Genomic DNA, 22,396 nt, shown 5'->3' with positions numbered 1-22,396 from the left:
ATCTCGGCACCCTTGCCCATGAAGGCCGCACTCTCACCGTTGGACCGCCTGGCGTTTATCAGTGACCGCGCGATGGGGGCCCTGGTTTTTACTCCGCCCGATGCGCTGAGCCATGATCCCGAATATCAAGAGTTGCGCGTGTTGGCGGAAGGCGCACAGGCGGTGCTGGCCGGTCGCGATACCGACACCCTTCAGCAACTGGCGCTGAGCGGTGGTTCGCCGCACGGCGCGCGGCCCAAGGTCCTGGTTCAGTACAAGCCCGACACAGGCGAGGTCAGTACCGAGCCCGCAGCGCCGGGCGCGGCATGGCTGATCAAATTCCAGGCTCAGGGTGAGGCGAAGGAAGTCTGTGCCATCGAGACACTTTACGCGGCGATGGCCGAGCGCTGCGGACTGGATATGCCCGCCACACGATACTTCGACTTGAGTCCAAAGCTGGCCGGGTTCGGCATCGAGCGCTTTGATCGTCAACGCGGCATGCGGGTGCCAACCTTGAGCCTGGCCGCGCTACTCGATGATAATTTCCGCTTGCCGACGCGCGACTATGAGGTGTTCCTGAAAGCGACAAGAACGCTGACCAGGGACGACCGGCAAGTGAAAAAGGCTTTCGAGCGATGCGTGTTCAATGTCGTCTTCAACAACCGCGATGATCACACCAAGAATTTCGGCTACGTGATGAACCAATCCATGCAGTGGGAGCTGGCGCCGTGCTACGACCTGACGTACAACGTCGGCGCTGGCGGTGAACACCAGATGACGATCCGCGGTGAAGGTCGTCACCCGACGCTCCCACACCTGCTGGCACTGGCGACTGCGGTCGATCTGCCTCAGGCATGGGCTCGCCAAACGATTGAGCGTATCACCTCCGTGGCGGGCACGTTCGCTACGCATGTAAAAGGTTACAGCATTAAACCAGCCACGCTGACCATCATCAAAAACGCCATCGAAGCCAACCGGAAGCGAATGGCTTAACTGGCGTACCGCCGATCATCCTTTAGCAGAGGCGCTGCTGTCAGCCTTCTCGGATACCGGCCGCTTTTCAAACACCTCCTTCACTACCGGCATGGCCGAGAAAACGCAGGGCCAGCCGGAATAGAAAGCCAGTTGCGTCAGCATTTCCGACGCCTGGGCTTGGGTCAGACCGTTGTCCATGGCGCGGTTGAGGTGGTAAGTAATCTGTGCGACCTGGCCGTTGGCGATCAGCGCGCTGACGGTTACCAGGCTGCGGTCGCGCGGCGCCAGGCCTGGCCGCAGCCACAGATCGCGGAACAACACTTCGCCGGTGTATTTAACGACGCCGGGCGACACCGCGTCGAAGTTCGCGGCGACCTGCGTGGCGCGGGCGGCTTCCGCTTCTGCGTTGAGCGGCAACAGCTTGTCGCCTGCTTGTGGCAATTGCTCGGCGCTGATGCCGCGCGCTTTAAAGACTTGCTGTGTGATGTTGGCCGCTGCCACCGCATTGCCCCAACCCGCATAAAACGCCAGGTGGGTGATGATCTCCGAAATCTCGCCTGGCTTGACGCCGTTGTCCAATGCCAGACTGACATGCTGCTGCATTTCAGCAGTCTGATTGCGCGCGATCAGCGCCGCCAAGGTCACCACGCTGCGGTCGCGCGGGGACAGGCCGGGGCGGCGCCATACTTCGCCCATCAGGCGTTGATCGGCATATTGTTGCAGGGCAGGTGCTACCGCTTGCAGGCTGGAGGATAATTCCATTGTTGCTCCTTGGTTGGTGGTTGCAGGTGCTGCCTGCGCCGTCGCGGTGGCGATGGCGATGGCGAATGCAGCGCTGATCGCTGTCAATTTCTTCATGTGAGCCTCAGTGTGATGGTGTCAGGAGCACAGCGCACAGCGTGCAGCCGAGGCCGAAGAACGCCATTGAGGCGCCGAGTGGCCACGGCGTGCCGTTCGACAGCATGCCGACCAGGGCCGAACCCAGAATGCCGGTGCCGAACTGGCTGGCGCCGATCAGCGCCGATACGGACCCGGCGACTTCCGGGAACAGGTTCAGCGCGCCGGTGATGGCGTTGGCGGCAATCAGTCCGGTACACGAGATGAACAAAAACAAGGGAATCACCAGTCCCGCCAAGCCGCCCCAGTTGGAGGCCGCAGTGATGGCAACGCTGATGCCGAGGATGCCGGCGGCAATCGCGCCGGCCCGCATCAGGTGGTCGCTGCCCCAACGTGCGACAAAGCGGACGTTGAACAGATTGGCGGCCATGATGCCGACCGAACCCAGTGAAAACAGCAGGCCGTAGTATTGCGGCGGAACGTGGTAATAGCTGATGTAGGCGAAAGGCGTTCCCGCCACGTACGCAAAGATACCGCCATACAGAAAGCCGCCGACGCCGGCGTAGCCGAGCAGACGCGGCTGCCGCAGCAGCGCGCCATAAGTGAGGAACACGCGTGACAGCGGTTCGCGGATGCGGCGTGTCACCGGTAGGGTTTCCGGCAAGGTGTACAACAATCCGAGCGTGACCAGGCCGACCGCGACCAGCAGCCAGAAGATATCGCGCCAGCCGGCAAATTGCAGTATCAGGCCGCCGATGCTGGGGCCAAGCAAAGGTGCGACAGCGGTGACGATCATCAGCGTCGACATCATCTGCGCGGCGCGGCTGCCGGCATACAAATCGCGAACGATGGCGCGCGCCAACGTCACGCTGGCGCAGGCGCCGACCGCTTGCAGCGCGCGCCAGGCAATCATCGCTTCGACGCTGTTCGACAGCGCACAGCCTGCGGAACCCGCGATAAACAGGACCATGCCGATGGCGATCGGCAGCCGGCGGCCCAGGCGGTCGCTGAGCGGTCCCCAGAACAGTTGGCCGAGGCAAAAGCCAACCAGATAACCGGAGATGGTCAGCTCGACACCGCCGGTAGCCGTGTGCAAGGCGGCGCCCATGATGGGCATGGCGGGAAGGTAGATGTCGGTGGAGATGGAGGCGAAGGCCATCAGCAGGCTCAGGATGGTCAGCGTCCACAGGTCATGGCGTTGCGCCGTCGTGGTGGACATCAGGGCTGGTAGCGGTATTCGCTGTCGGCGACTTTTTCCATCCACTCGACGCTCTTGCCACTAGCCGTGCCGGTCAGCGCCAAGTGGGTCATGGAGGAGGTGGCCGAGGCGCCGTGCCAGTGCTTGACGCCAGGCGGACACCAGACGACATCGCCCGCATGCAGCTCGGTGACCTTGCCGCCCCAGACCTGGGTCCAGCCGGTGCCGGCGGTAACGATCAGCCGCTGGCCGGTCGGATGGGTATGCCAGGCGGAGTGGGCGCCGGCAGCGAAGGTGACATAAGCGCCGGAATACGGCGTGACCTCGGTCGGTGCAAACAGCGGATCGACGCGCACCTCGCCGGTAAAGTAGTCGGCCGGGCCTTTGCTTGAGGGTAGGCTGCCAGCGCGCGTGATGCTTTGGGTTTGGGCCATGGCATGGCTGGCGCAGGCCAGCAGCAGCAGGGCTGCCAGGCTTTTGATGTTCATGGAGAGTCCGCTAAAGAGTGAGATCGATAGCCGAACTGTATTAGTAATCCGCCTGCGTATCTAGGCCGTAAAATTGCATGCCCATATGTATGGCATGCATAAATGGCTCGCGATATTAACCCCGATAGCGCAGTGTATCGACCACCAGGTTGAACGCCGGCGACGATTGCCGGCGGCTTGGATAGTACAGATGATAGCCGGGAAACGGTTGGCACCAGTCGTCCAGCACCTGTATCAGCCTACCTTCGGCGATGTCGCGCTGAACCAGATCCTCAGGCACATAGGCCAGTCCGTAGCCGTCCAGCGCGGCCGTCAGCATCTGCGGCGTGCTGTTGAAGATCATCTGGCCTTGCACCTGTACCTGGATGGCCTGGCCGTCTTTTTCAAATTCCCAGGCGTACAGGCCGCCGTGGGTCGGCAGGCGCAGGTTCGCGCAGTTATGGGTGGTGAGGTCTTGCGGCAGCGCCGGCTTTTCGCGCCCGGCAAAATATGCCGGAGCGCCGACCACGACCAAACGGAAATCCGGGCCGATGCGTACCGCGATCATGTCTTTCGCCACCCGGTCGCCGTGGCGCACGCCGGCGTCACAACGCTCCGCGACGATGTCGATCAGGCCGTAGCTGATCGAAATCTCGACCTTCAGGCCCGGATACTCGGGCAGGAGTTGCGATAATTTCGGCCACAGTATGGTGCTGGACGCGTGATCATGCGCACTGATGCGGATGGTGCCGGCCGGCTTGTCGCTCATCTCGCTCAGCGCGTCCAGTTCGGCGTTAATGCCTTCATAGTACGGACCGATGTTGGCCAGCAGGCGTTCGCCGACCTCGGTGGGCGACACGCCGCGCGTGGTGCGCGTCAACAGGCGCATGCCGAGTTTGGCCTCCAGCCCACGGATGGTGTGGCTCAACGACGATTGCGTCAGGCCCAGTTGCGCCGCCGCGCGCGTGAAGCTGCGTTCCCGCGCCACCACCACGAAAGCGGCTAGATTGTTGAGGTCGATACGTGCCATATATGAATCCGCTGCATGTCAGTTAGTGAAGATTACCACCTATTCGCATGAATCAGGCTTCGGTACATTGCAGGCCTGAGTGGTTCTTCTTCTATTTTCTAACAGGTGGCATACATGAAATTCTCTTTTGATCAGCAGGTTGCATTGGTGACCGGCGCGGCGTCCGGCCTCGGACTCGCCGCTGCGAAAGCATTTGCGCAAGCCGGGGCGACGGTGGTGCTGTCGGACTGGCATGAGGGCGCGCTGGCTGCGGCAACCGCAGAAGTCGCGGCGCTGGGCGGCAAGACGCTGGCGATCCGCTGCGACGTGGCCGACGATGCGCAAGTCGAAGCGATGATCGCGCAGACGGTTGCCACTTTTGGCAAGCTCGACTTCGCATACAACAACGCCGGCGTGCAGAACGTGTTGGCCGAGACGGCCGATGCGACACGCGACGACTACGACCGCGTCATGTCCATCAATCTGGGCGGCGTGTGGAGCTGCATGAAGTTTGAATTGCAGCAGATGCGCAAGCAGGGCAGCGGCGCCATCGTCAACTGCTCGTCGCTGGGCGGACTGGTCGGCGGAGCGGAGCGGGGCGTCTATCACGCCGCCAAGCATGGCGTGATCGGACTGACCAAAAGCGCGGCGCTGGAATATGCGGCGCGCGGCATCCGCGTCAATGCCGTGTGCCCCGGCCTGATCCAGACGCCGATGGCGGACCAGATGATTGCCGGCGGCCAAGGCGACGCGCTGGAAGGCATGCTGAAAGCGGTGCCGATGGGCCGCTACGGCCGCGCCGAGGAAGTCGCCGATGTGGTCCTGTTCCTGTGCAGCGACGGCGCCAGCTTTGTCACCGGCCAATCGATCTCGGTCGATGGCGGCTTCATCATGCGTTAAGCAGCAATTCAACAATCGAAAGGACAAACCATGGAACTCAAACGTGTAGGCAGCATGCCATCATCCAAAGGCCCGGAGGCTTATTTCACCGGTCAGGTTCGCATCGAAATGTTAAGCACGCCGCCCGCACCGGCGCGCACCTCGTGCGGGCAGGTGACCTTTGAGCCGGGCGCGCGCTCAGCCTGGCATACCCATCCACTGGGCCAGACCCTGATCGTCACTTCCGGCTGCGGCTGGACGCAATGCGAAGGCGAAGCCAAGGTCGAAATCCGCGCCGGCGACGTGATCTGGTGCCCGCCCGGCCACAAGCACTGGCATGGCGCCACCGCAACCACGGCGATGACCCATATCGCGGTCCAGGAAGCGCTGGATGGCGTGGCGGTGGTGTGGCTGGACAAGGTCAGCGACGAAGACTATCTGAGCCCGGTGTCGGAATGGCACGCCCATCCGCACGGTTGATTGGCCGGAACGAATTAATAAACCTGTTTCATGGGCGATGCGGTCTATTCATGAGCTGAGCTTATAAGCCCATGCAAAATTCGCCCCGTTTTTGCGCCATTTTTGTCGTTATGATGCACGCATCAGTATTTGCGAATCAACGAAAGGATGCATCACATGACAGTCAAAGCATATGGCGCCCACGCCAGCGACCAACCCCTGGTTTCCATGGACATCACCCGCCGCGAACCCGGCGCCCACGACGTCCAGATCGACATCGCCTTCTGCGGCATCTGCCACTCGGACCTGCATACCGTGCGCGCCGAATGGGCCGGCACGTTGTTCCCTTGCGTGCCGGGACATGAGATCGTCGGCCGCGTCGCCGCCATCGGCGACCACGTGACTAGTCACAAGGTGGGCGACCTGGTCGGTGTCGGTTGCATGGTCGACAGCTGCCAGCATTGCGCGGATTGCGAAGAGGGCCTGGAAAACTATTGCGACAACATGGTCGGCACCTACAATGCGCCGACCGCAGACGAGCCGGGCTGGACGATGGGTGGTTACGCCCAGCAGATCGTGGTGCATGAGCGCTACGTGCTGCGCATCCGCCATCCCGAGCAGGATCTGGCCGCCGTGGCGCCGCTGCTGTGCGCCGGCATTACCACCTACTCGCCGCTGCGCCACTGGAAGGTTGGTCCGGGCAGCAAAGTGGGCGTGGTCGGCATCGGCGGTTTGGGCCACATGGGCATCAAGCTGGCGCACGCCATGGGTGCGCACGTGGTGGCGTTCACCACCTCCGAATCCAAGCGTGCCGACGCCAAGGCGCTCGGTGCGGACGAAGTGGTTGTGTCGCGCAATGCTGACGAGATGGCGGCCCATACCAAGAGCTTCGACTTCATCCTCAACACCGTGGCCGCGCCGCACGACCTGGACGCCTTCCTGGTACTGCTGAAACGCGATGGCACCATGACGCTGGTCGGCGCGCCGGCCACCTCGCACCCGTCGCCGAATGTCTTCAACCTGATCATGAAGCGCCGCGCGATTGCCGGTTCGATGATCGGCGGCATTCCGGAAACCCAGGAAATGCTGGACTTCTGCGCCGAACACGGCATCGTCGCTGACATCGAACTGATACGCGCCGACGAAATCAACGCCGCCTACGAGCGCATGCTCAAGGGCGACATCAAGTATCGCTTCGTGATCGACAACGCCACCATGGCGGCCTGATCCCTCTCCGCGACGCTGGCGCTTGCCGCCATGTTTGGGCGCGCCAACGTCGAATAGTCGCTGTGGCGCCCCGCCTCCACCCAGCTAATCGAAAGGGCGCATCTCCATGCAAGACTCTACCCACATCAATCAAACCCGGCGCGGGCTGCTGATCAGCGGCGCGCTGACCGCTACCGCCACGGCCATTCCGCCGCTGGCCCAGGCATTGTCCCCGGCGACGGCGCAAACGCCGGCACCGGTCACGGCCAAGGTGCAACTGACCATCAACGGCCAGCTGCATACGCTGGAACTGGATACCCGCACCACCTTGCTGGATGCGTTGCGCGAAAATCTGCACCTGACCGGCACCAAGAAGGGCTGCGACCAGGGCCAATGCGGCGCCTGTACCGTGCTGGTGGACGGCCGCCGCATCAACTCCTGCCTGAGCCTGGCGGTAATGCATGAAGGCGCGACCGTGACCACCATTGAGGGATTGGGCACGCCGGACAAACTGCATCCGATGCAAGCCGCCTTCATCAAGCACGACGGCTTCCAGTGCGGCTACTGTACGCCGGGGCAGATCTGCTCGGCGGTGGCGGCGCTGGACGAGATCAAGCGCGGCATACCGAGCCACGTCAGCGACGACCTCACGGCGCAGCCGCTGCTGTCGGCGACCGAACTGCGCGAACGTATGAGCGGCAACATCTGCCGATGTGGCGCGTATTCCAACATCATCGATGCCATCACCGAGGTTGCTGGGAGCAAAGCATGAGAGCCTTCACCTACCAACGCGCCGCCACGGTAGCCGAAGCCGCCGCTGCCGCCACCAAGGACGGCGCGCGGTTCATCGCCGGCGGCACCAATCTGCTGGACCTGATGAAGCTGGAGATCGAGACGCCGACGCATCTGATCGACGTCAACGGCCTGGGCTTGAACCAGATCGACGCCACGCCGGAAGGCGGCCTGCGTATCGGCGCACTGGTGCGCAACACCGACCTGGCGGCCGACCAGCGCGTGCGCCGCGACTACGGCGTGCTGTCGCGCGCGCTGCTGGCCGGCGCTTCGATGCAATTGCGGAACAAGGCCACCACGGCGGGCAATCTGTTGCAGCGCACGCGCTGCCCGTATTTCTACGACACCAATCAAGCCTGCAACAAGCGCGTGCCGGGCAGCGGCTGTTCGGCCATCGGTGGCTTTACGCGCAGCCATGCGATTATCGGCGCCAGCGATGCCTGCATCGCCACCCACCCGAGCGACATGGCGGTCGCCATGCAACTGCTGGACGCCAGCATTGAAACCGTGCGCGCCGATGGCGCCACGCGCGTGATCCCGATTGCCGATTTCTACCGCCTGCCGGGCGCGACGCCGCATCTGGAGAACACCTTGCAGGCGGGCGAACTGATCACCGCCGTGACGCTGCCCAAGCCGCAGGGTGGCAAGCACTATTACCGCAAGGTGCGTGACCGTGCTTCGTATGCGTTTGCGCTGGTTTCGGTGGCGGCCATCGTCCACCCGGACGGCAGTGGCCGCGTCGCTGTTGGCGGCGTGGCCCCGCGCCCATGGCGCGTGCCGGCGGCGGAGCAGGCGCTGCCACGTGGCGGCAAGGCCGTCGCCGAGGTGCTGCTGGCCGGCGCCCGCACCACCGACGAAAACGCGTTCAAGGTGACGCTGGTCGAACGCACGCTGGACGCCATCCTGGCTGAAGCACGCAGCAATGGAAAGGCATGAGCATATGAAATTTACGACACCAGCCACCACCAATCCCATCGACCAGTTGAAAGTTGTTGGGCAGCCGGTCGACCGTATTGACGGACGCCTGAAAACCACCGGCTCGGCGACTTATGCCTATGAACAGAATCAAGCCGCACCGCACGCCGCCTATGGCTATGTGGTCGGCGCCGCCATCGCCAAGGGCCGCATCAACGCCATCGACACCACCGCTGCGCGCCGCGCGGCGGGCGTGCTGGCCGTGGTCACCTACGAAAATGCTGGACCGATAGGAAAGGGCAACTTCAATACGGCGATGCTGCTGGGCGGCCCGGAGGTCCAGCATTATCACCAGGCGATTGCCGTGGTGGTGGCCGAGACCTTCGAGCAGGCGCGCGCCGCCGCCGCGCTGGTCAAGGTGGACTACGCCAGGCAACCGGGCGCCTTCGATCTGCGCGACGCCATGGCTAGCGCCGTGCCGCCCAAGTCGGAAGCCAAGCCGGAAGACCGCGTCGGCGACTTCGAAGGCGGCTATGCCAGCGCGCCGGTCAAGCTGGACGCCAGCTACACCACGCCCGACCAGTCGCACGCCATGATGGAGCCGCATGCGTCCATCGCCGCCTGGAATGGCGACCAGCTGACCCTGTGGACCTCGAACCAGATGATTAACTGGGGCAAGGCCGACCTGGCCAAGACGCTGGGTATCCCGGCCGACAAGGTGCGGCTGATTTCGCCGTACATCGGCGGCGGCTTCGGCGGCAAGCTGTTCCTGCGCGCCGAGGCGGTAATGGCGGCGCTGGGCGCGAAAGCCGCCGGACGTCCGGTCAAGGTCACCTTGCAGCGCGCCTTGACGATCAATAACACCACGCATCGTCCGGCGACGGTACAGCGCATCCGCATCGGCGCCACGCGCGAAGGGCGGATCTCGGCCATCGCCCACGAAAGCTGGTCCGGCAATTTGCCTGGCGGGTCGCCGGAAACGGCGGTCAGCCAGACCCGCCTGATGTATGCGGCGCCGAACCGGCTGACGCGCATGCGGCTGGCCACGCTCGATCTGCCGGAAGGTAACGCGATGCGCGCACCCGGCGAGGCGCCCGGCCTGATGGCGCTGGAAGTAGCCATGGATGAAATGGCGGAAAAGCTGAAGATCGATCCGGTCACGTTCCGCATCATCAACGACACCACGGTCGATCCGGAACACCGCGAACGCAAGTTTTCGCAACGCCGGCTGGTGCAGTGTTTGCGCCAGGGCGCTGAACGTTTCGGCTGGCAGCACCGCCAGGTCGAGCCGGGCAAGACGCGCGATGGCCGCTGGCTGGTCGGCATGGGCGTGGCGGTGGCCTTCCGCAACAACATCGTCATGAAATCCGGCGCCCGCGTGCGGCTGGAGCGCGATGGCACGGTCACGGTGGAAACCGACATGACCGATATCGGCACCGGCAGCTACACCATCATCGCGCAGACTGCGGCTGAGATGCTGGGCTTGCCGCTGGAGCGCATCACGGTGCGGCTGGGGGATTCGGCTTATCCAGCGTCGTCGGGTTCCGGTGGGCAGTGGGGCGCCAACAGTTCCACCGCCGGCGTGTATGCGGCCTGCGTCAAGCTGCGTGAACAGATCGCGCGCGCGGCCGGCCTGGATGCTGCCGCCGCCGAGTTTACCGACAGCGCCGTGCGTGCTGGCGGCAAGCCGGTCGACCTGTTGCAGGTCGCGGCCAACGGCGTCATCACGGCCGAGGATACGATGGAGTACGGCGACCTGGATAAACGCTACCAGCAATCCACCTTCGGCGCGCACTTTGTCGAAGTGGGCGTGGACGTCGCCACCGGCGAGGTGCGGGTGCGGCGCATGCTGGCCGTGTGCGCGGCGGGCCGCATCCTCAATCCGAAGACCGCGCGCAGCCAAGTGATCGGCGCCATGACCATGGGCGTTGGCGGGGCGTTGATGGAGGAACTCGCGGTGGATAAGAAACTGGGCTACTTCGTCAACCACGACCTGGCCGGCTACGAGGTGCCGGTGCATGCCGACATCCCGCATCAGGACGTGATTTTCCTGGACGAGACCGATCCAATGTCGTCGCCGATGAAGGCCAAGGGCGTGGGCGAGCTGGGCTTGTGCGGCGTTGGCGCCGCTGTGGCGAATGCGGTTTACAACGCCACCGGCGTGCGCGTGCGCGACTATCCGATCACGCTGGACAAGATGTTGGACAAGCTGCCGGCGGTCGCTTAAGTCTTCAGGCGAATCGCATCCACTACCAGGGCCAGCGCGCGCGACGTGTTGCGCCGGCTCGGGTAGTACGCGTGCAGGCCGGGGAAGGTCGGACACCAGTCCGGCATCACACTCACCAGCCGGCCTGCGCGCACATGCTCTCCCACCATGGTCTCGGATAAAAACGCCAGCCCGCAGCCGGCAAGCGCGGCATCGCACATCGGGTAAATGCTGGTGAACAGCGTTTGCCCGCGCACGCGCGCCTCGATGGGCCGTCCCTGGTCCAGCAACTCCCACGCATACACGCCGCCACTACCGGAGAAGCGCAAGGCGATGCAGTTATGGCGCAGCAGTTCTTGCAGCGACGTCGGTTTGGCGCGCGTGGCGAAATAGGCGGGCGAGCCGACGATCATCATCGGCATATCCTCGGTCAGACGCACGGCGATCATGTCCTTGTCGACCTGGTCGCCGTGGCGCACGCCGATGTCGTAGCGTTCAGCGGCGATATCCACCAGCCGGTAGTCGGAACTGAACTCGACATGCAGGTCGGGATATTCGTGCAGCAGCGGCGCGATGCGCGGCCATAGCACCGTGTCGACCGTGTGATCGATGGCGGTGATGCGGACGGTGCCGGCCGGCTTGTCGCCGAGATCGCTGATGGCCGCAATCTCGGCCTCGATTTCCTCCAGTCGTGGCGCGACATTCAGCAGCAGGCGTTCGCCGGCTTCGGTGGGCGACACGCTGCGGGTGGTGCGGGTCAGCAGGCGCACGCCCATGCGGCTTTCCAGCGAGCGGATGATGTGGCTCAGGGCCGATTGCGTCATGCCCATCTTGGCGGCGGCACGCGTGAAGCTGCGTTCCCTGGCGACGGCCAGGAAGACCAGAATATCGTTGATGTTGTCGCGGGCCATAGCGTTTACTTTCCCTGTGCCGCCGCCAGGCTGTGTGGTTTTTCCATGGCGCATTTTCTCATACCGGCTGCGCGCCGGGGGAAACCTTGGCGCGCGGCGCCGACCATGCAAGCGAGACTACCTGGCACGTTGGCGCACGGCATCCATTTCTTCATCCCGGCCCGCTGCCTGGCGCGCAAAACTCCGCTGTACCAGGATATCGGGCGTGATGCCGGCGTCCGGCGTATCGGCGCTATAACTGGCGGCCAGTAGCGGAATGTCGACCGCGACGCCGGAGTTGGGAAGCGTGACCCAGGCCAGTTGTCCGCCGTTCAGGCCACGCAGGTTGCCGCCGGTCGGCTGGCCGACCAGTGTCGCGGCGCCAGAGCGCTTGGCAAGTTGCGCCAGCGAAAATGTCGCCGAACTGTTTTCCGGTCCGATCAACAGCCAGACCTTGCCGGTGTAGCGGTTGGGGCGGGGCGTGACCGTGTGCGCTTGTTGAGACTTGGCACGAACACGCCATCGGCCGGCCTGCGGTCCCTCGGTAATTTGATCGACCTGCCCGGTGCGGTCGAAAAAGCCGAAGTCCCAGGTATCCAGATAACGCGCTAGCTGGTACGGCACGCGCTCGTACATCGTCACCGACTGGTCCGAGACGTCGGTGATCGGCGACTTGACCAGCCAGGTCAACAGTTCCAGGCCGATGCTGCCGTCTCCGCCCTCGTTGTTGCGGATGTCGATGACCAGCCGGCTGACTTGCCGCTGTCGCAGTTCGGCGAAGCTGTCGGCAAAAAACTGGCGCCAGTCGAAGGTGCTGCGATACAGCGCAAAGGTCGGCAGCGTCATGACGCCGAGGTCGCCGTCAATCCGCAATTGCCACTTTTCATCCGGCGGCTGGATGCCCTGTGCCTGCAGAGCTGCGGCACGCGCGCGCAGCGTGGTGGCAGCGGCGTCGATGGCGCGCGTTGCGCCAGCGCCGGTCCTGACCGTCAGCCGGTAGACGCCGTCCACCGGCGGCGACAGCAGCGGCCAGACGATATCCATCATGCTGTAATCGGGCCGGTCGTGGCTTAGCTGGCGCAAACGCTTGCCGTCGCTGCTGCCATCGGCACGCAGATAGGGCCACATCAGCGCTACCACATCGGCGCTGCTGTGGCCATCAACGGTCAACAGCTCGTCGCCGGCAGCAATGCCCGCGACGGCGCTGCCGATAACCAGCCAGCGACCGTCGACCAGGCGCATGGTCAGCGGTAACTTGTCCGCCGCTTCCTGCAGACGCTGTTGAATGGCGCCTTGCTGGTTGAGGACGTTGGTCCAGGTATGGCCGCAGCGCACCGAGGCCGCCAGTTCGGTCGCCGCCAGATACATGGCGGCGGCGTTGCGCGCGGCGCCGGCACGCGTCTGGAAGCGCGCAAACGATGCGTCGACCTCGGCCTGGCTGCGGTATTTGTCCAGTGCCGGATGCAGCGCCCGCAAGGTGGTGGCGAGGATGGTCGCGTCGCGCCTGGCCTGGTCGGCAGACAGCGTATCGGCGGCGCTGGCGCACAGGCTTATCAGCAGCAGCATCAAGCCGAGCAAACTTTGGAAATACGGAGTGGACATAGGTGACTTTGTGAAGTGAACAGAGTGTCCTACTCTAGCCATGCGCTACGTCCGACGCGTCGCAAAATCGCCTGCGGTCGATGAAATATGGGATCTGAGACTACCCGGAAGTTGAGACCTGCGTCTCCAGCGAGCCTTGGCGGCGGTATTCGGTCGGCGTGCTGCCCGTGTAGAGTTTAAATGCGCGGTTAAAGCTCGCTTTGGAATTGAAGCCTTCCGCCATCGCGAGGTCGAGTACCGGTTGGTCTTGGTGCTGGCTTAGCGCGACGATTACCGCCTCCACCCGCATGCGGTTGATGAGCTCGGTGAAGCTGATGCCCAGGCCGTCGTTGAGCGCGCGTGACAGGGTGGTGGTGTTGGTGCCCAGGCGGCGCGCCAGGGTCGCCAGCGTCAGCTCGGGATCACGCCACCAGCGTTCGGCGGTGATGGTGGCGCGCCAGCGCGCACCCAATTCAGCCAGGTTGCCGGTTTCAGTGGCGGTCGGGACTGGCGTGGCGGGAACAATCGCGGCCGGCGCCGGGACAGGAAAAGCAACCGCGCCGTGCCGATACCCCTCGGTGCCGAGGTAAGAGATGAGTATTGCCAGCCATAGGTAAAACGGGAAGCGCTGGAAATAGCTGAGGCCCGACCACGCCCATTCGGCCGCCGTCAGGGCGAGCCAGAACGTCACCGTCAGCCCCACGGCGACCAGCATGTTACGTGCCCACTCTTTGGGCATGGCGTCGGATTGACGATACTGCCGCCAGGCCAGTATCGAATAGGCCACTAATGAAGCCATCAGCCCCAGCGTTTCAACCGGCTCCACGTAGGGCCGATGCACGTCTGTGTCCCAGTTGTTTTTGAAGGCAAGCGGCTGGACGAACAGGTAGCTGTAGTACAGCAGCTGTAACAGTGCCGGCAGCAAATGGAGAGGCCGGCGGCGCTGGCCTGTTAGGGGGACGCCGGCCATTGCGCTGCAGTATAAATACACCAGCGGACCGACCGCCAGGCTAAGATTGTATGGGGCGAATGACAGCCACGGATAGGCATCGTAGTAGCCGGCGAAACCAATGATGTACGGCGCGGTATATAAAGCCAACACGGCGATGAGCGCCGCCAGCAGGCGATTGGCGAGGTGGTTCGCCGGCGTAAATATCAGCATGGCAGCACGCATGACGCCGTACAAGACGCCACATAGCAGGACAATGCTCATTGGACCGAAGCGTATCATCAGGGCAATCGTGAGCTGGTGGGAATTGCATTGGACGCGTCGACTACCGCGTCAAAGTAGTGGTTGCCGCCCTCGTCGACATAAATATTTTTGAGAAGCATACCAGCACGTCGCAACTGCAGCTGGTATTCCGCCTCGCCCAGCGACAAGGACGGCTGGCCAGTCTGAAGGTCCCGCCAGGCGCATTGGACACGTGGGGCGCTGAACAGGAAGCGGCCACCCGGCCGCAGCGCTTGTCCAACCTTGTCGATCATCGTCCGCTGGTCATCTTCTGACAGCAGAAAGAGGAGTCCGATGGCAATGGCACCGTCAAACTGTTGGCCGAAAAAAGTGGTCGTCTGCACCGTCTCGCAAGCAGCAGGCGCTGCGGGAAACCGGTGGCGGAACATCGATAACAGGGTGGGCGATGCATCAATTCCGAAGACGTTGAAGCCGGCGTTCACCAGTATTTGAGAAATGGGCAGGCCCGAACCGCAGCCAATATCCACGACCTCGCTGTGTGGCCGCAGACCCTGCGTCCATTGGCGTACGACCTGGCTACCAATGGTGGAGCGGGCTGTGGCGAACTCCTCGGCAAGTGCCTCCCACCCTTTAGATGCGTCTTCCATGAATGACTGTCTTTTGCAGGTATGTGCTGGCTGGGCTGTGCCATAACGTTGGGCGGCAGCGCTGGTTTTGCCTGGTTGTGGTCGGGGCGAGAGGATTCGAACCTCCGGTCTCTACGTCCCGAACGTAGCGCTTTACCGGACTAAGCTACGCCCCGACTGTGATGTTAATTACACCAGATTTCCCTTTTCCTATCAACTGTGGCGCGCAGACTCAAGCGGTGTAAAACCGCCAGATTTTTCTTGCCGCTCGGCAATCCTAGTGCTACAGTAAAACCCTCTCCGCCGCTGGTCCCAGTGCCCGTCCTCCGGCCTAGTCGAGCGCCACTACGCGCCCTCGCTCCGGTTCACCATCCGTCGCTGCGCCTCTCGATGCGCGCCGCTACCGGGGCTCAGACCAGGAAACCAACATGACCGATCTTTCCACCGCCGTGGCGCCCGCGCTTGCCATGCAGCGCGCTGTCACCGTGTTCGACGCCATCAACCGCACTCAGGGCGTGGTCGAGTACGATCCCGACGGCCGCGTGCTGGACGCCAACCAGAACTTCCTCGACCTGATGGGCTATACGCGCGATCAGATCAGCGGCCGCGACCATCGCATCTTCTGCTGCCAGCAGTTCATCGCCTCGGAAGCCTATGGCGACCTGTGGCGCAAACTGGCGTTGGGCGAGTCGGATGCCGGCGAATACAAGCGCCTCACCAGCAGTGGCGGCCAAGTGTGGCTGCAAGGTTCGTACAACCCGGTGTTCGGTGACGACGGCAAGGTGGTCAAGGTGGTGCAGCTGGCGCGTGATATCACGGTGCGCAAGACCCGCGCTGCCGACCACGACGGCAAGATGGCGGCGATCCATCGCGTGCATGCGGTGACCGAATTCAGCACCAGCGGTGCGGTGCTGTCGGTGAACGACAATTTCACCACCATCTTTGGCTACGCGCCGGAGGAGGTGCTGGGCAAGCCGCACCGGCTGTTCTGCGACCGCGACGATGCGCAGTCGCCCGAGTACGCGGAGTTCTGGCAGCAACTGGCCGCCGGTGGCTTCCAGGTCGGCAAATTCCGCCGCGTTACCAAGGATGGCCGCCGCATCTGGATCAGCGGTTCCTACAGTGCCGTGCTGGGACCGGATGGCTTGCCGGTCAAGATTGTCGAATACGCGTCGGACATCACCACCATCATCCACGCCAACCTGGAGTTTGAAGGCAAGGTGGCGGCGCTGAACCGCGTGCAGGCAGTGGTGGAGTTCGATCTGGACGGCCGCGTGCTGCACGCCAACCAAAACTTCCTCGATGCCTTCGGCTATGCCGCCGATGAGCTGCTGGGTTGCAGCCACGCGATGCTGTGCGAGCCGGCGTTCAGCCAGTCGACCGAGTACCACGGTTTCTGGCGCCATCTGGCCAGCGGCGGTTATCACGCTGGCGAGTTCAAGCGCCTGACGCGCGACGGCCGCGTGATCTGGGTGCAGGCTTCGTACAACCCGATCTTCGATGACGAAGGCCAGCCGGTCAAGGTGGTCAAGTTCGCCACCGATATCACCGAGGCCAAGACCCGCGCCGCCGATTCCGCCGGCCGCAATGCGGCGGTGGACCGGGTGCAGGCGGTGATCGAGTTCGACTTGCAAGGCCGGGTGCTGACCGCCAATGAAAACTTCCTGGCCGTGATCGGCTATGGGCTGGATGAAATCAAAGGCCAGCACCACCGCATGTTCTGCGATGCGGAGTTTGCCCATTCGCCGGAGTACATGACGTTCTGGGACCGGCTGGGCCGTGGCGAGTTCCATGCCGGCGAATTCCTGCGCCGCACCAAGCAGGGCAAGGATATCTGGATCTTGGCCTCGTACAATCCGATCTTCGACGCCGACGGCAAGCCGTACAAGGTGGTCAAGTTCGCCACCGATGTGACCGAGCAGAAGCGTCTGCATGCCGACATCAAGAGCAAGCTGGACGCCATCGGCCGCTCGCAGGCGGTGATCGAGTTCGACCTGCGCGGCGAAGTGATTTCCGCCAACGAGAATTTCCTGCGCACGCTGGGCTACACGGTTGATGATGTGCTGGGCCAGCATCACAGCATGTTCTGCGAACCGGAGCTGGTGCAGAGCAGCGAGTACCGTCACTTCTGGGCCAATCTGGCGCAGGGGCTGTACCAGTCGGGCCGCTTCCGCCGCCGCGCGCGCCATGGCGCGGAGGTGTGGATTCTGGCGACCTACAATCCTATTCTGGACTTCAACGGCAAGCCGTACAAGGTGGTCAAGTTCGCCATGGACATCACCGATCAGGTGCTGCGCGAACAGGCCATCACGCAGAAGGTACAGGCGATTGCGCAACTTCTGGCGGGGCTGACCAATTCCATCAACGAGATCGCGCGCGGTTCCGAGCGTTCCAGCGGTCTGGCCGGTCAGACGCAGAGCGAGGCGCATGAGGGCGGCCAACTGGTCGATTCGGCGCGTGCTGCGAATCAGGCGATTCAGACCTCGTCCGGCGAAGTACACGAGATTGTCGACGCCATCGGCGACATCGCCGCGCAGACGCATCTGCTGGCGTTCAACGCGGCGATTGAGGCGGCGCGCGCGGGTGAGCATGGTAAGGGCTTTTCGGTGGTGGCCAATGAGGTGCGCAAGCTGGCGGAGAAGTCGGCCGGTGCGGCGCGCGAGATTTCCAAGTTGATCAACCAGACCGTGAGCCGGGTGGACGAGGGCACGCGCTTGTCGGGCGAGGTGGAGGCGGCGTTTGCGCGCATCGTCAAGTCGGTGGCGACCACGCGGGAATCGATCGCCAGCATTCACGAGTCGACTGCCGCGCAGGCCGCCGCCACCAGCGACGTGGCCGGGCTGTTGCAGGATCTCGAACGCATGACGGCCAAGGCCTGATATGGCTACCCACGCCGATGGCGCGCTGGCGCCGCATGTGGTGGTGCAGATAGGCGCGGCGCGCGTTGGCATTCCAGCCGATAGCGTGGTGCGCGCGCTTTCCGCGCCGGAGCAGTACACGCCGCTGCCACGCCGTCAGGGCGCTTTGCTCGGCATGCTGGCGGTGGATGGTTTGCCGGTGCCGGTGATCGATCTGGCTTGCTGGGTGGCGCTGGCTGGCGCTGATGCTGGTGGTTTGGGCGGACGGCCGCGTGTGGTGTTGCTGCGCGCTGGTGAGCGCATGGCGGCTTTGCAGGTCGATGTGCTGGAGCCGATGGCGGCGTTGCCGGCCAGCGCGGTCATGCGCCTGTGCCATGACGATGATCCGCAGCAGCTGTTCCACAGTGCTGCCGTGCTGCCTGACAGCGGCGAGTTGTTGGCCTTGCTGGAGGTCGATCAGTTGTTCGATTTGGCGTATAGCTGGTGCGCGGCCGCCGATGTCAATACTTCCCCGGTGGCGGCGGAGCAGGACTGCGCTGTCGATGATGCGCACACCTGGGCGCTGGTGGAGGCGGGCGGTGAATGTCTGGCACTGCGGGCCGATGATGTGGCCGAAGTCACGGCGATGCCGGAACATGAGGCGTTCCCCGGCGGTAGCGGCGTGGCGCTTTGCCAGTGGCGTGGTGGCCATCTGGCCGTGCTGCCGCTGGCGCGCTTGCTGGGAAGTGGCGCTGCGTCGCCGGCGCCGTTGCTGGCGGTATTGCGGCGTGGCGAACATGCGCTGGGCTTGCCGATCCAGTCGGTGCGCGAGGTGCGTCAGTTGTCGGGTGGCCTGCAAGGCGTTCGCAGCGATACGCCGGGACGTCTGCCGTGTCTGACTGTGACCGGCGACGATGGCACGCCGTTGCGGCTGGTCGATACGGAGGTGCTGTTCGCCATGCATCCCGAAGCTGCGCTGAACCTGGCGACGCCGGCGGCATCCGGCAGCATCGCGCGTCGCAATGAGCAGACTTATGTGGTGATGGATGCGGGCGGCAAGCTGGCGTTGCCGATCGATGCCTGTGAGGAGGTTTTGCACGTGGAGCAGGAGGAGTGCATGCCGTTGCCGGGTGGCGCGGACGTGACGGTGAATTGGCGCGGCGCCACCATCGCAGTACGCGATTTGCGCAGGGGAAGCGCAAGCAAAACGGCAGGGGGCATGGCGACCGCCACAGCGTCGGCGATGGCTACGGCCACTGCTACGACCAGGCGGCGCGGCAAGGTGGCGCTGGTGGTGGTGCGCACGGACGCGGCGCCGGTGGCGTTGGCGGTGGATCAGGTGGTGTCCATGATCACGCCGGGCGGCGCCGAGCTGACGCGCATGCAGCGCGGCGGCGAAGCGGTCGAGCTGTTGATCCTGAATGAGGAAAGCGGCAGCAGCACCTACCGCATCGCCGACGCCGCCACGCTGTTGCAGCGCCGGGCCTGATGCATGGAGGTCGCTTGCATGACGGAATTTAGGTAACATGCTACGTCTCCGCATTCGTTACCGCTCCATGAAGCAGCCCGGCACTTCCCTACAACTCAATCTCGGCATGATCGCCGGCACCGTGCTGTTGCACGGCGCCGTCATGTCGGCCAACGAACTGCTGTTTCGCAACACCGAGTTCATGCAGGGCATCGGCTGGATCTACATCCCGGCCGGCACGCGCTTGCTGTGCACCTTGCTGTTCGGCTGGGCTGGCGCGGTAGGATTGGTGATCGCGGGCTGGATCGCCTGCTTCTGGTACTACTTTCCCGGCGACGCATTGCGCTCGACCACCGGCGCCATCGCCGGCGCCATAGGACCGTATCTGGTGTATTTGGCCGCCCGCCATCAATTCGGCTGGCGCTCCTCGCTGACCAATCTGACGCCGCGCCGATTGCTGTGGTGCGCGCTGGGCTGCTCGATCGCCAGCCCGCTGCTGCATCACCTGTGGTTCGCCCTGCATGGCGACAGCAACTTGCTGCCTGGCTTGTTTGTGATGTTCATTGGCGACCTGATGGGTACGATGATCGTGCTGTACACCGCCAAGTGGCTGTTGTCGCAGATACCTGGCGCAGCAACCGTGCGCTAAGCACGTGTGCTAGAATTTATAACAATAACCTGTTTTCCTCCCCGCCATGTCCAGCCCCAAACGTCCGGCCGATATCTATTTGCGCTTCCTGCAGTTGACGGAAGCCTTGCGCGGATTGCCCTCGCTGCCGGCGCTCGATCCGCTGGAGGAGCGCATCCTGGCCATCGTGGCGCGCGCCATGCAGGACGAGGAGCGCCTGTCCGTGCGCGATATGATGGGCAAGAAGGAGCTGGGTGCGCCAGCCACGCTGCACAGCCGCCTGACGTCGATGCGCGAGAAGGGCTGGATCATGCTGAGCGATACCGAAGACACCCGCCGCAAGCAGATCGAACTGACCCAGGCCGCCTTGCTGCACTTTGATAAATTGTCGAAGTGCCTGCTGCAAGCGGCCAAGCAGAATTAGCGTTCAACCAAGGCACTTATTTCAGAATAGTTGGGCTGTATGAATCTGAACGACATCGATCAGTGGAAGCGGCGGCTCGACGATTTGCGGCCGCTGCCGCCCGAGGTCGCGCGCAACCTGCGCGAGGCGCTGGTGGTGAACTGGACGTACCACTCCAATGCGATCGAAGGCAATACGCTGACGCTGCTCGAAACCAAGGTGGTGCTGGAAGGGATCACCATCGGCGGCAAACTGCTGCGCGAACATTTCGAAGCCATCAATCACCGCGACGCCATCTGCTACATGGAAGACGCGGTGCACAACGAAGAGCCGCTCAGCGAGTGGCAGATTCGCAACCTGCACCGGTTGGTGCTCAAGGAAATCGACAACGCCAACGCCGGCTTGTATCGCCGCACCAACGTCGTCATCGCCGGCGCGCGCCATGTGCCGCCGGATGCGCTGCAAGTGCCTGAGCAAATGCATGCTTTGCTGGACTGGTACACGGAAGCGCAGTTGCATCCGGTACTACGCGCTGTGCAGTTGCATGCGGATTTCGTTAAAATTCATCCTTTCACCGATGGCAACGGCCGCACCGCGCGGCTATTGCTGAATCTAGAACTGCTGAAGGCCGGCTATCCGGCGCTTGTGCTGCCGGTGCAGCGTCGACTGGCATATTACGAAGCGCTGGATGCCGCGCATGTCGACGGCGATCTGGCGCCGTTCGCAGACCTTGTCGCCGACTGCCTGCGCGAGGCGTTTGCGCAGTATTGGCACGCACTGAGATTGGAACCATGATGCACACAGGAGTGATCTACGCCATGCTGGCGGCCTTGTTGTTTGGCGCCAGCACGCCTTTCGCCAAACTGCTGGTGGGGCAGATGTCGCCATTTGCGCTGGCTGGGGTGCTGTATCTGGGCAGCGGCGTCGGGCTATTGGTGTGCTATGTGGCGCGCGCGGCGTTGCAGCGTCATGCGCAGGACCGGCCTGCGACACTGAGCCGCAGCGATTTGCCATGGTATGCCGGCGCCGTGCTGGCGGGCGGCGTGGCGGGACCGGTGCTGCTGATGCTGGGATTGGAAAGCGTCTCGGCGTCGTCCGCCTCGCTGCTGCTCAACATGGAAGGCGTGCTGACGGCGATGCTGGCCTGGTTTGTCTTCAAGGAGAATTTCGACCGCCGCATTTTTATCGGCATGCTGCTGATCGTCGCCGCCGGCGTGCTGCTGTCGTGGGATCACGCGGCATCGCAGGGCGGGCTGTGGGGCATGGTCGCGGTGGTCGGCGCTTGCCTGTGCTGGGGCATCGATAACAACCTGACGCGCAAGGTGTCGGCCAGCGATCCTTTGCAGATCGCCTGCATCAAGGGGCTGGTGGCCGGTTCGCTGAATCTGGCGATCGGCCTGGCGATGGGTAGCCAGTTACCGGCATCGTCTACTGTCCTGCTGACCGGCGTGGTGGGATTCGCCGGCTACGGTTTGAGCCTGGTGCTGTATGTACTGGCGCTGCGTCACCTGGGCACGGCGCGCACCGGCGCCTACTTTTCGATGGCGCCGTTTGCCGGTGCGGCATTGTCGTTGCTGATGCTGGGCGATGCGCCGGATGCGCTGTTCTGGATTGCCGCTGCGCTGATGGGCGGCGGCATCTGGCTGCACCTGACCGAGTCGCACGCGCATGAGCATGAGCATTTGCCGATGGCGCACGCGCATCTGCACCGCCACGACGAGCACCATCAGCATAGCCATGATTTTGAATGGGATGGCGCCGAGCCGCATGCACATCCGCACCAGCATGCGCCGTTACGGCATAGTCACGCGCATTATCCGGATATCCATCACCGCCACGAGCACTAAGG

21 protein-coding genes and 1 tRNA gene are annotated in these 22,396 nt (G+C 63.6%); 13 read left to right on the top strand and 9 right to left on the bottom strand.

The genetic code is table 11. The annotated features are described in order from the left end of the window. Nucleotides 1–18 precede the first annotated feature (18 nt). Nucleotides 19–972 (top strand): type II toxin-antitoxin system HipA family toxin, encoded by a 954-nt coding sequence (locus tag GTP69_RS06500; protein WP_161054109.1) that lies wholly within the window; start codon nt 19–21, stop codon nt 970–972. Between the two features lie 15 nt (nt 973–987). Here GTP69_RS06500 and GTP69_RS06495 read toward each other — a convergent pair whose 3' ends face one another. The 4 genes from GTP69_RS06495 to GTP69_RS06480 all read right to left on the bottom strand — a co-directional run bounded on the left by GTP69_RS06495 (nt 988) and on the right by GTP69_RS06480 (nt 4,486). After that, nucleotides 988–1,812: a carboxymuconolactone decarboxylase family protein gene (locus GTP69_RS06495; protein WP_161054108.1), complete on the bottom strand. Its 825-nt coding sequence runs from the start codon at nt 1,810–1,812 to the stop codon at nt 988–990. A gap of 7 nt (nt 1,813–1,819) precedes the next feature. Further along, nucleotides 1,820–3,010: a multidrug effflux MFS transporter gene (locus tag GTP69_RS06490; protein ID WP_161054107.1), complete on the bottom strand. Its 1,191-nt coding sequence runs from the start codon at nt 3,008–3,010 to the stop codon at nt 1,820–1,822. After that, nucleotides 3,010–3,477 carry a (R)-mandelonitrile lyase gene (locus tag GTP69_RS06485; protein ID WP_202424314.1) on the bottom strand — a complete coding sequence of 156 codons (468 nt, stop codon included), beginning with the start codon at nt 3,475–3,477 and terminating at the stop codon, nt 3,010–3,012. Before GTP69_RS06485 ends, GTP69_RS06490 begins: the two co-directional genes overlap by 1 nt. 115 nt (nt 3,478–3,592) lie before the next feature. Next, a complete protein-coding gene (locus tag GTP69_RS06480; RefSeq protein WP_161054106.1) occupies nt 3,593–4,486 on the bottom strand; it encodes a LysR family transcriptional regulator in 894 nt (297 codons plus the stop codon). A 114-nt stretch (nt 4,487–4,600) separates the two neighbouring features. On the opposite strand from GTP69_RS06480, the gene GTP69_RS06475 reads away from it, so the two are divergent. From GTP69_RS06475 to paoC, 6 genes are all read left to right on the top strand, one after another. After that, nucleotides 4,601–5,365, top strand: coding sequence for an SDR family oxidoreductase (locus GTP69_RS06475; RefSeq protein ID WP_161054105.1), 765 nt, complete (start codon nt 4,601–4,603; stop codon nt 5,363–5,365). A gap of 30 nt (nt 5,366–5,395) precedes the next feature. After that, nucleotides 5,396–5,824, top strand: a complete 429-nt coding sequence (locus GTP69_RS06470; protein WP_161054104.1) for a (R)-mandelonitrile lyase — start codon at nt 5,396–5,398, stop codon at nt 5,822–5,824. Between the two features lie 156 nt (nt 5,825–5,980). Then, nucleotides 5,981–7,030: an NAD(P)-dependent alcohol dehydrogenase gene (locus GTP69_RS06465; RefSeq protein ID WP_161054103.1), complete on the top strand. Its 1,050-nt coding sequence runs from the start codon at nt 5,981–5,983 to the stop codon at nt 7,028–7,030. Between the two features lie 106 nt (nt 7,031–7,136). Continuing rightward, nucleotides 7,137–7,781 (top strand): aldehyde dehydrogenase iron-sulfur subunit PaoA, encoded by a 645-nt coding sequence (paoA, locus tag GTP69_RS06460; RefSeq protein ID WP_161054102.1) that lies wholly within the window; start codon nt 7,137–7,139, stop codon nt 7,779–7,781. Further along, entirely contained in the window at nt 7,778–8,737 is a 960-nt protein-coding gene (locus GTP69_RS06455; protein WP_161054101.1) for an FAD binding domain-containing protein, read from the top strand. Before paoA ends, GTP69_RS06455 begins: the two co-directional genes overlap by 4 nt. A gap of 4 nt (nt 8,738–8,741) precedes the next feature. Next, on the top strand, nt 8,742–10,943 hold the full coding sequence (paoC, locus tag GTP69_RS06450; protein WP_161054100.1) for an aldehyde oxidoreductase molybdenum-binding subunit PaoC: 2,202 nt from the start codon (nt 8,742–8,744) through the stop codon (nt 10,941–10,943). Here paoC and GTP69_RS06445 read toward each other — a convergent pair. From GTP69_RS06445 to GTP69_RS06425, 5 genes are all read right to left on the bottom strand, one after another. After that, the gene (locus tag GTP69_RS06445; RefSeq protein WP_161054099.1) at nt 10,940–11,833 is read right to left on the bottom strand and encodes a LysR family transcriptional regulator; all 894 of its coding nucleotides are present in this window, start codon (nt 11,831–11,833) and stop codon (nt 10,940–10,942) included. The two genes, paoC and GTP69_RS06445, sit on opposite strands and share 4 nt — an antisense overlap. Before the next feature lie 117 nt (nt 11,834–11,950). After that, nucleotides 11,951–13,378 (bottom strand): S41 family peptidase, encoded by a 1,428-nt coding sequence (locus GTP69_RS06440; protein WP_161054098.1) that lies wholly within the window; start codon nt 13,376–13,378, stop codon nt 11,951–11,953. A gap of 136 nt (nt 13,379–13,514) precedes the next feature. Then, nucleotides 13,515–14,606, bottom strand: coding sequence for an AraC family transcriptional regulator (locus tag GTP69_RS06435; RefSeq protein WP_161054097.1), 1,092 nt, complete (start codon nt 14,604–14,606; stop codon nt 13,515–13,517). A gap of 17 nt (nt 14,607–14,623) precedes the next feature. After that, the gene (locus tag GTP69_RS06430) at nt 14,624–15,232 is read right to left on the bottom strand and encodes a class I SAM-dependent methyltransferase (protein WP_161054096.1); all 609 of its coding nucleotides are present in this window, start codon (nt 15,230–15,232) and stop codon (nt 14,624–14,626) included. Nucleotides 15,233–15,310: 78 nt separating this feature from the next. Next, nucleotides 15,311–15,387 (bottom strand) — tRNA-Pro (locus tag GTP69_RS06425). A 252-nt stretch (nt 15,388–15,639) separates the two neighbouring features. On the opposite strand from GTP69_RS06425, the gene GTP69_RS06420 reads away from it, so the two are divergent. The 6 genes from GTP69_RS06420 to GTP69_RS06395 are packed head-to-tail and all read left to right on the top strand — an operon-like array spanning nt 15,640 to nt 22,394. After that, complete coding sequence (locus GTP69_RS06420; protein ID WP_161054095.1) at nt 15,640–18,090, top strand: methyl-accepting chemotaxis protein; 2,451 nt, start codon at nt 15,640–15,642, stop codon at nt 18,088–18,090. Between the two features lies 1 nt (nt 18,091). Further along, nucleotides 18,092–19,537, top strand: a complete 1,446-nt coding sequence (locus tag GTP69_RS06415; protein WP_161054094.1) for a chemotaxis protein CheW — start codon at nt 18,092–18,094, stop codon at nt 19,535–19,537. A 37-nt stretch (nt 19,538–19,574) separates the two neighbouring features. Beyond that, nucleotides 19,575–20,165, top strand: a complete 591-nt coding sequence (locus tag GTP69_RS06410) for a hypothetical protein (RefSeq protein WP_229260832.1) — start codon at nt 19,575–19,577, stop codon at nt 20,163–20,165. Between the two features lie 46 nt (nt 20,166–20,211). Beyond that, nucleotides 20,212–20,568 (top strand): winged helix-turn-helix domain-containing protein, encoded by a 357-nt coding sequence (locus GTP69_RS06405; protein ID WP_161054093.1) that lies wholly within the window; start codon nt 20,212–20,214, stop codon nt 20,566–20,568. A gap of 39 nt (nt 20,569–20,607) precedes the next feature. Next, on the top strand, nt 20,608–21,342 hold the full coding sequence (locus GTP69_RS06400; protein WP_161054092.1) for a Fic family protein: 735 nt from the start codon (nt 20,608–20,610) through the stop codon (nt 21,340–21,342). Beyond that, the gene (locus tag GTP69_RS06395) at nt 21,342–22,394 is read left to right on the top strand and encodes a DMT family transporter (RefSeq protein ID WP_161054149.1); all 1,053 of its coding nucleotides are present in this window, start codon (nt 21,342–21,344) and stop codon (nt 22,392–22,394) included. Before GTP69_RS06400 ends, GTP69_RS06395 begins: the two co-directional genes overlap by 1 nt. Nucleotides 22,395–22,396: the final 2 nt, after the last annotated feature.

Origin of the sequence: Duganella levis (assembly GCF_009857605.1) — a bacterium.
Classification (GTDB): Bacteria; Pseudomonadota; Gammaproteobacteria; order Burkholderiales; family Burkholderiaceae_D; genus Rugamonas; species Rugamonas levis.
This window is presented reverse-complemented; position numbering and strand designations above follow the sequence as displayed.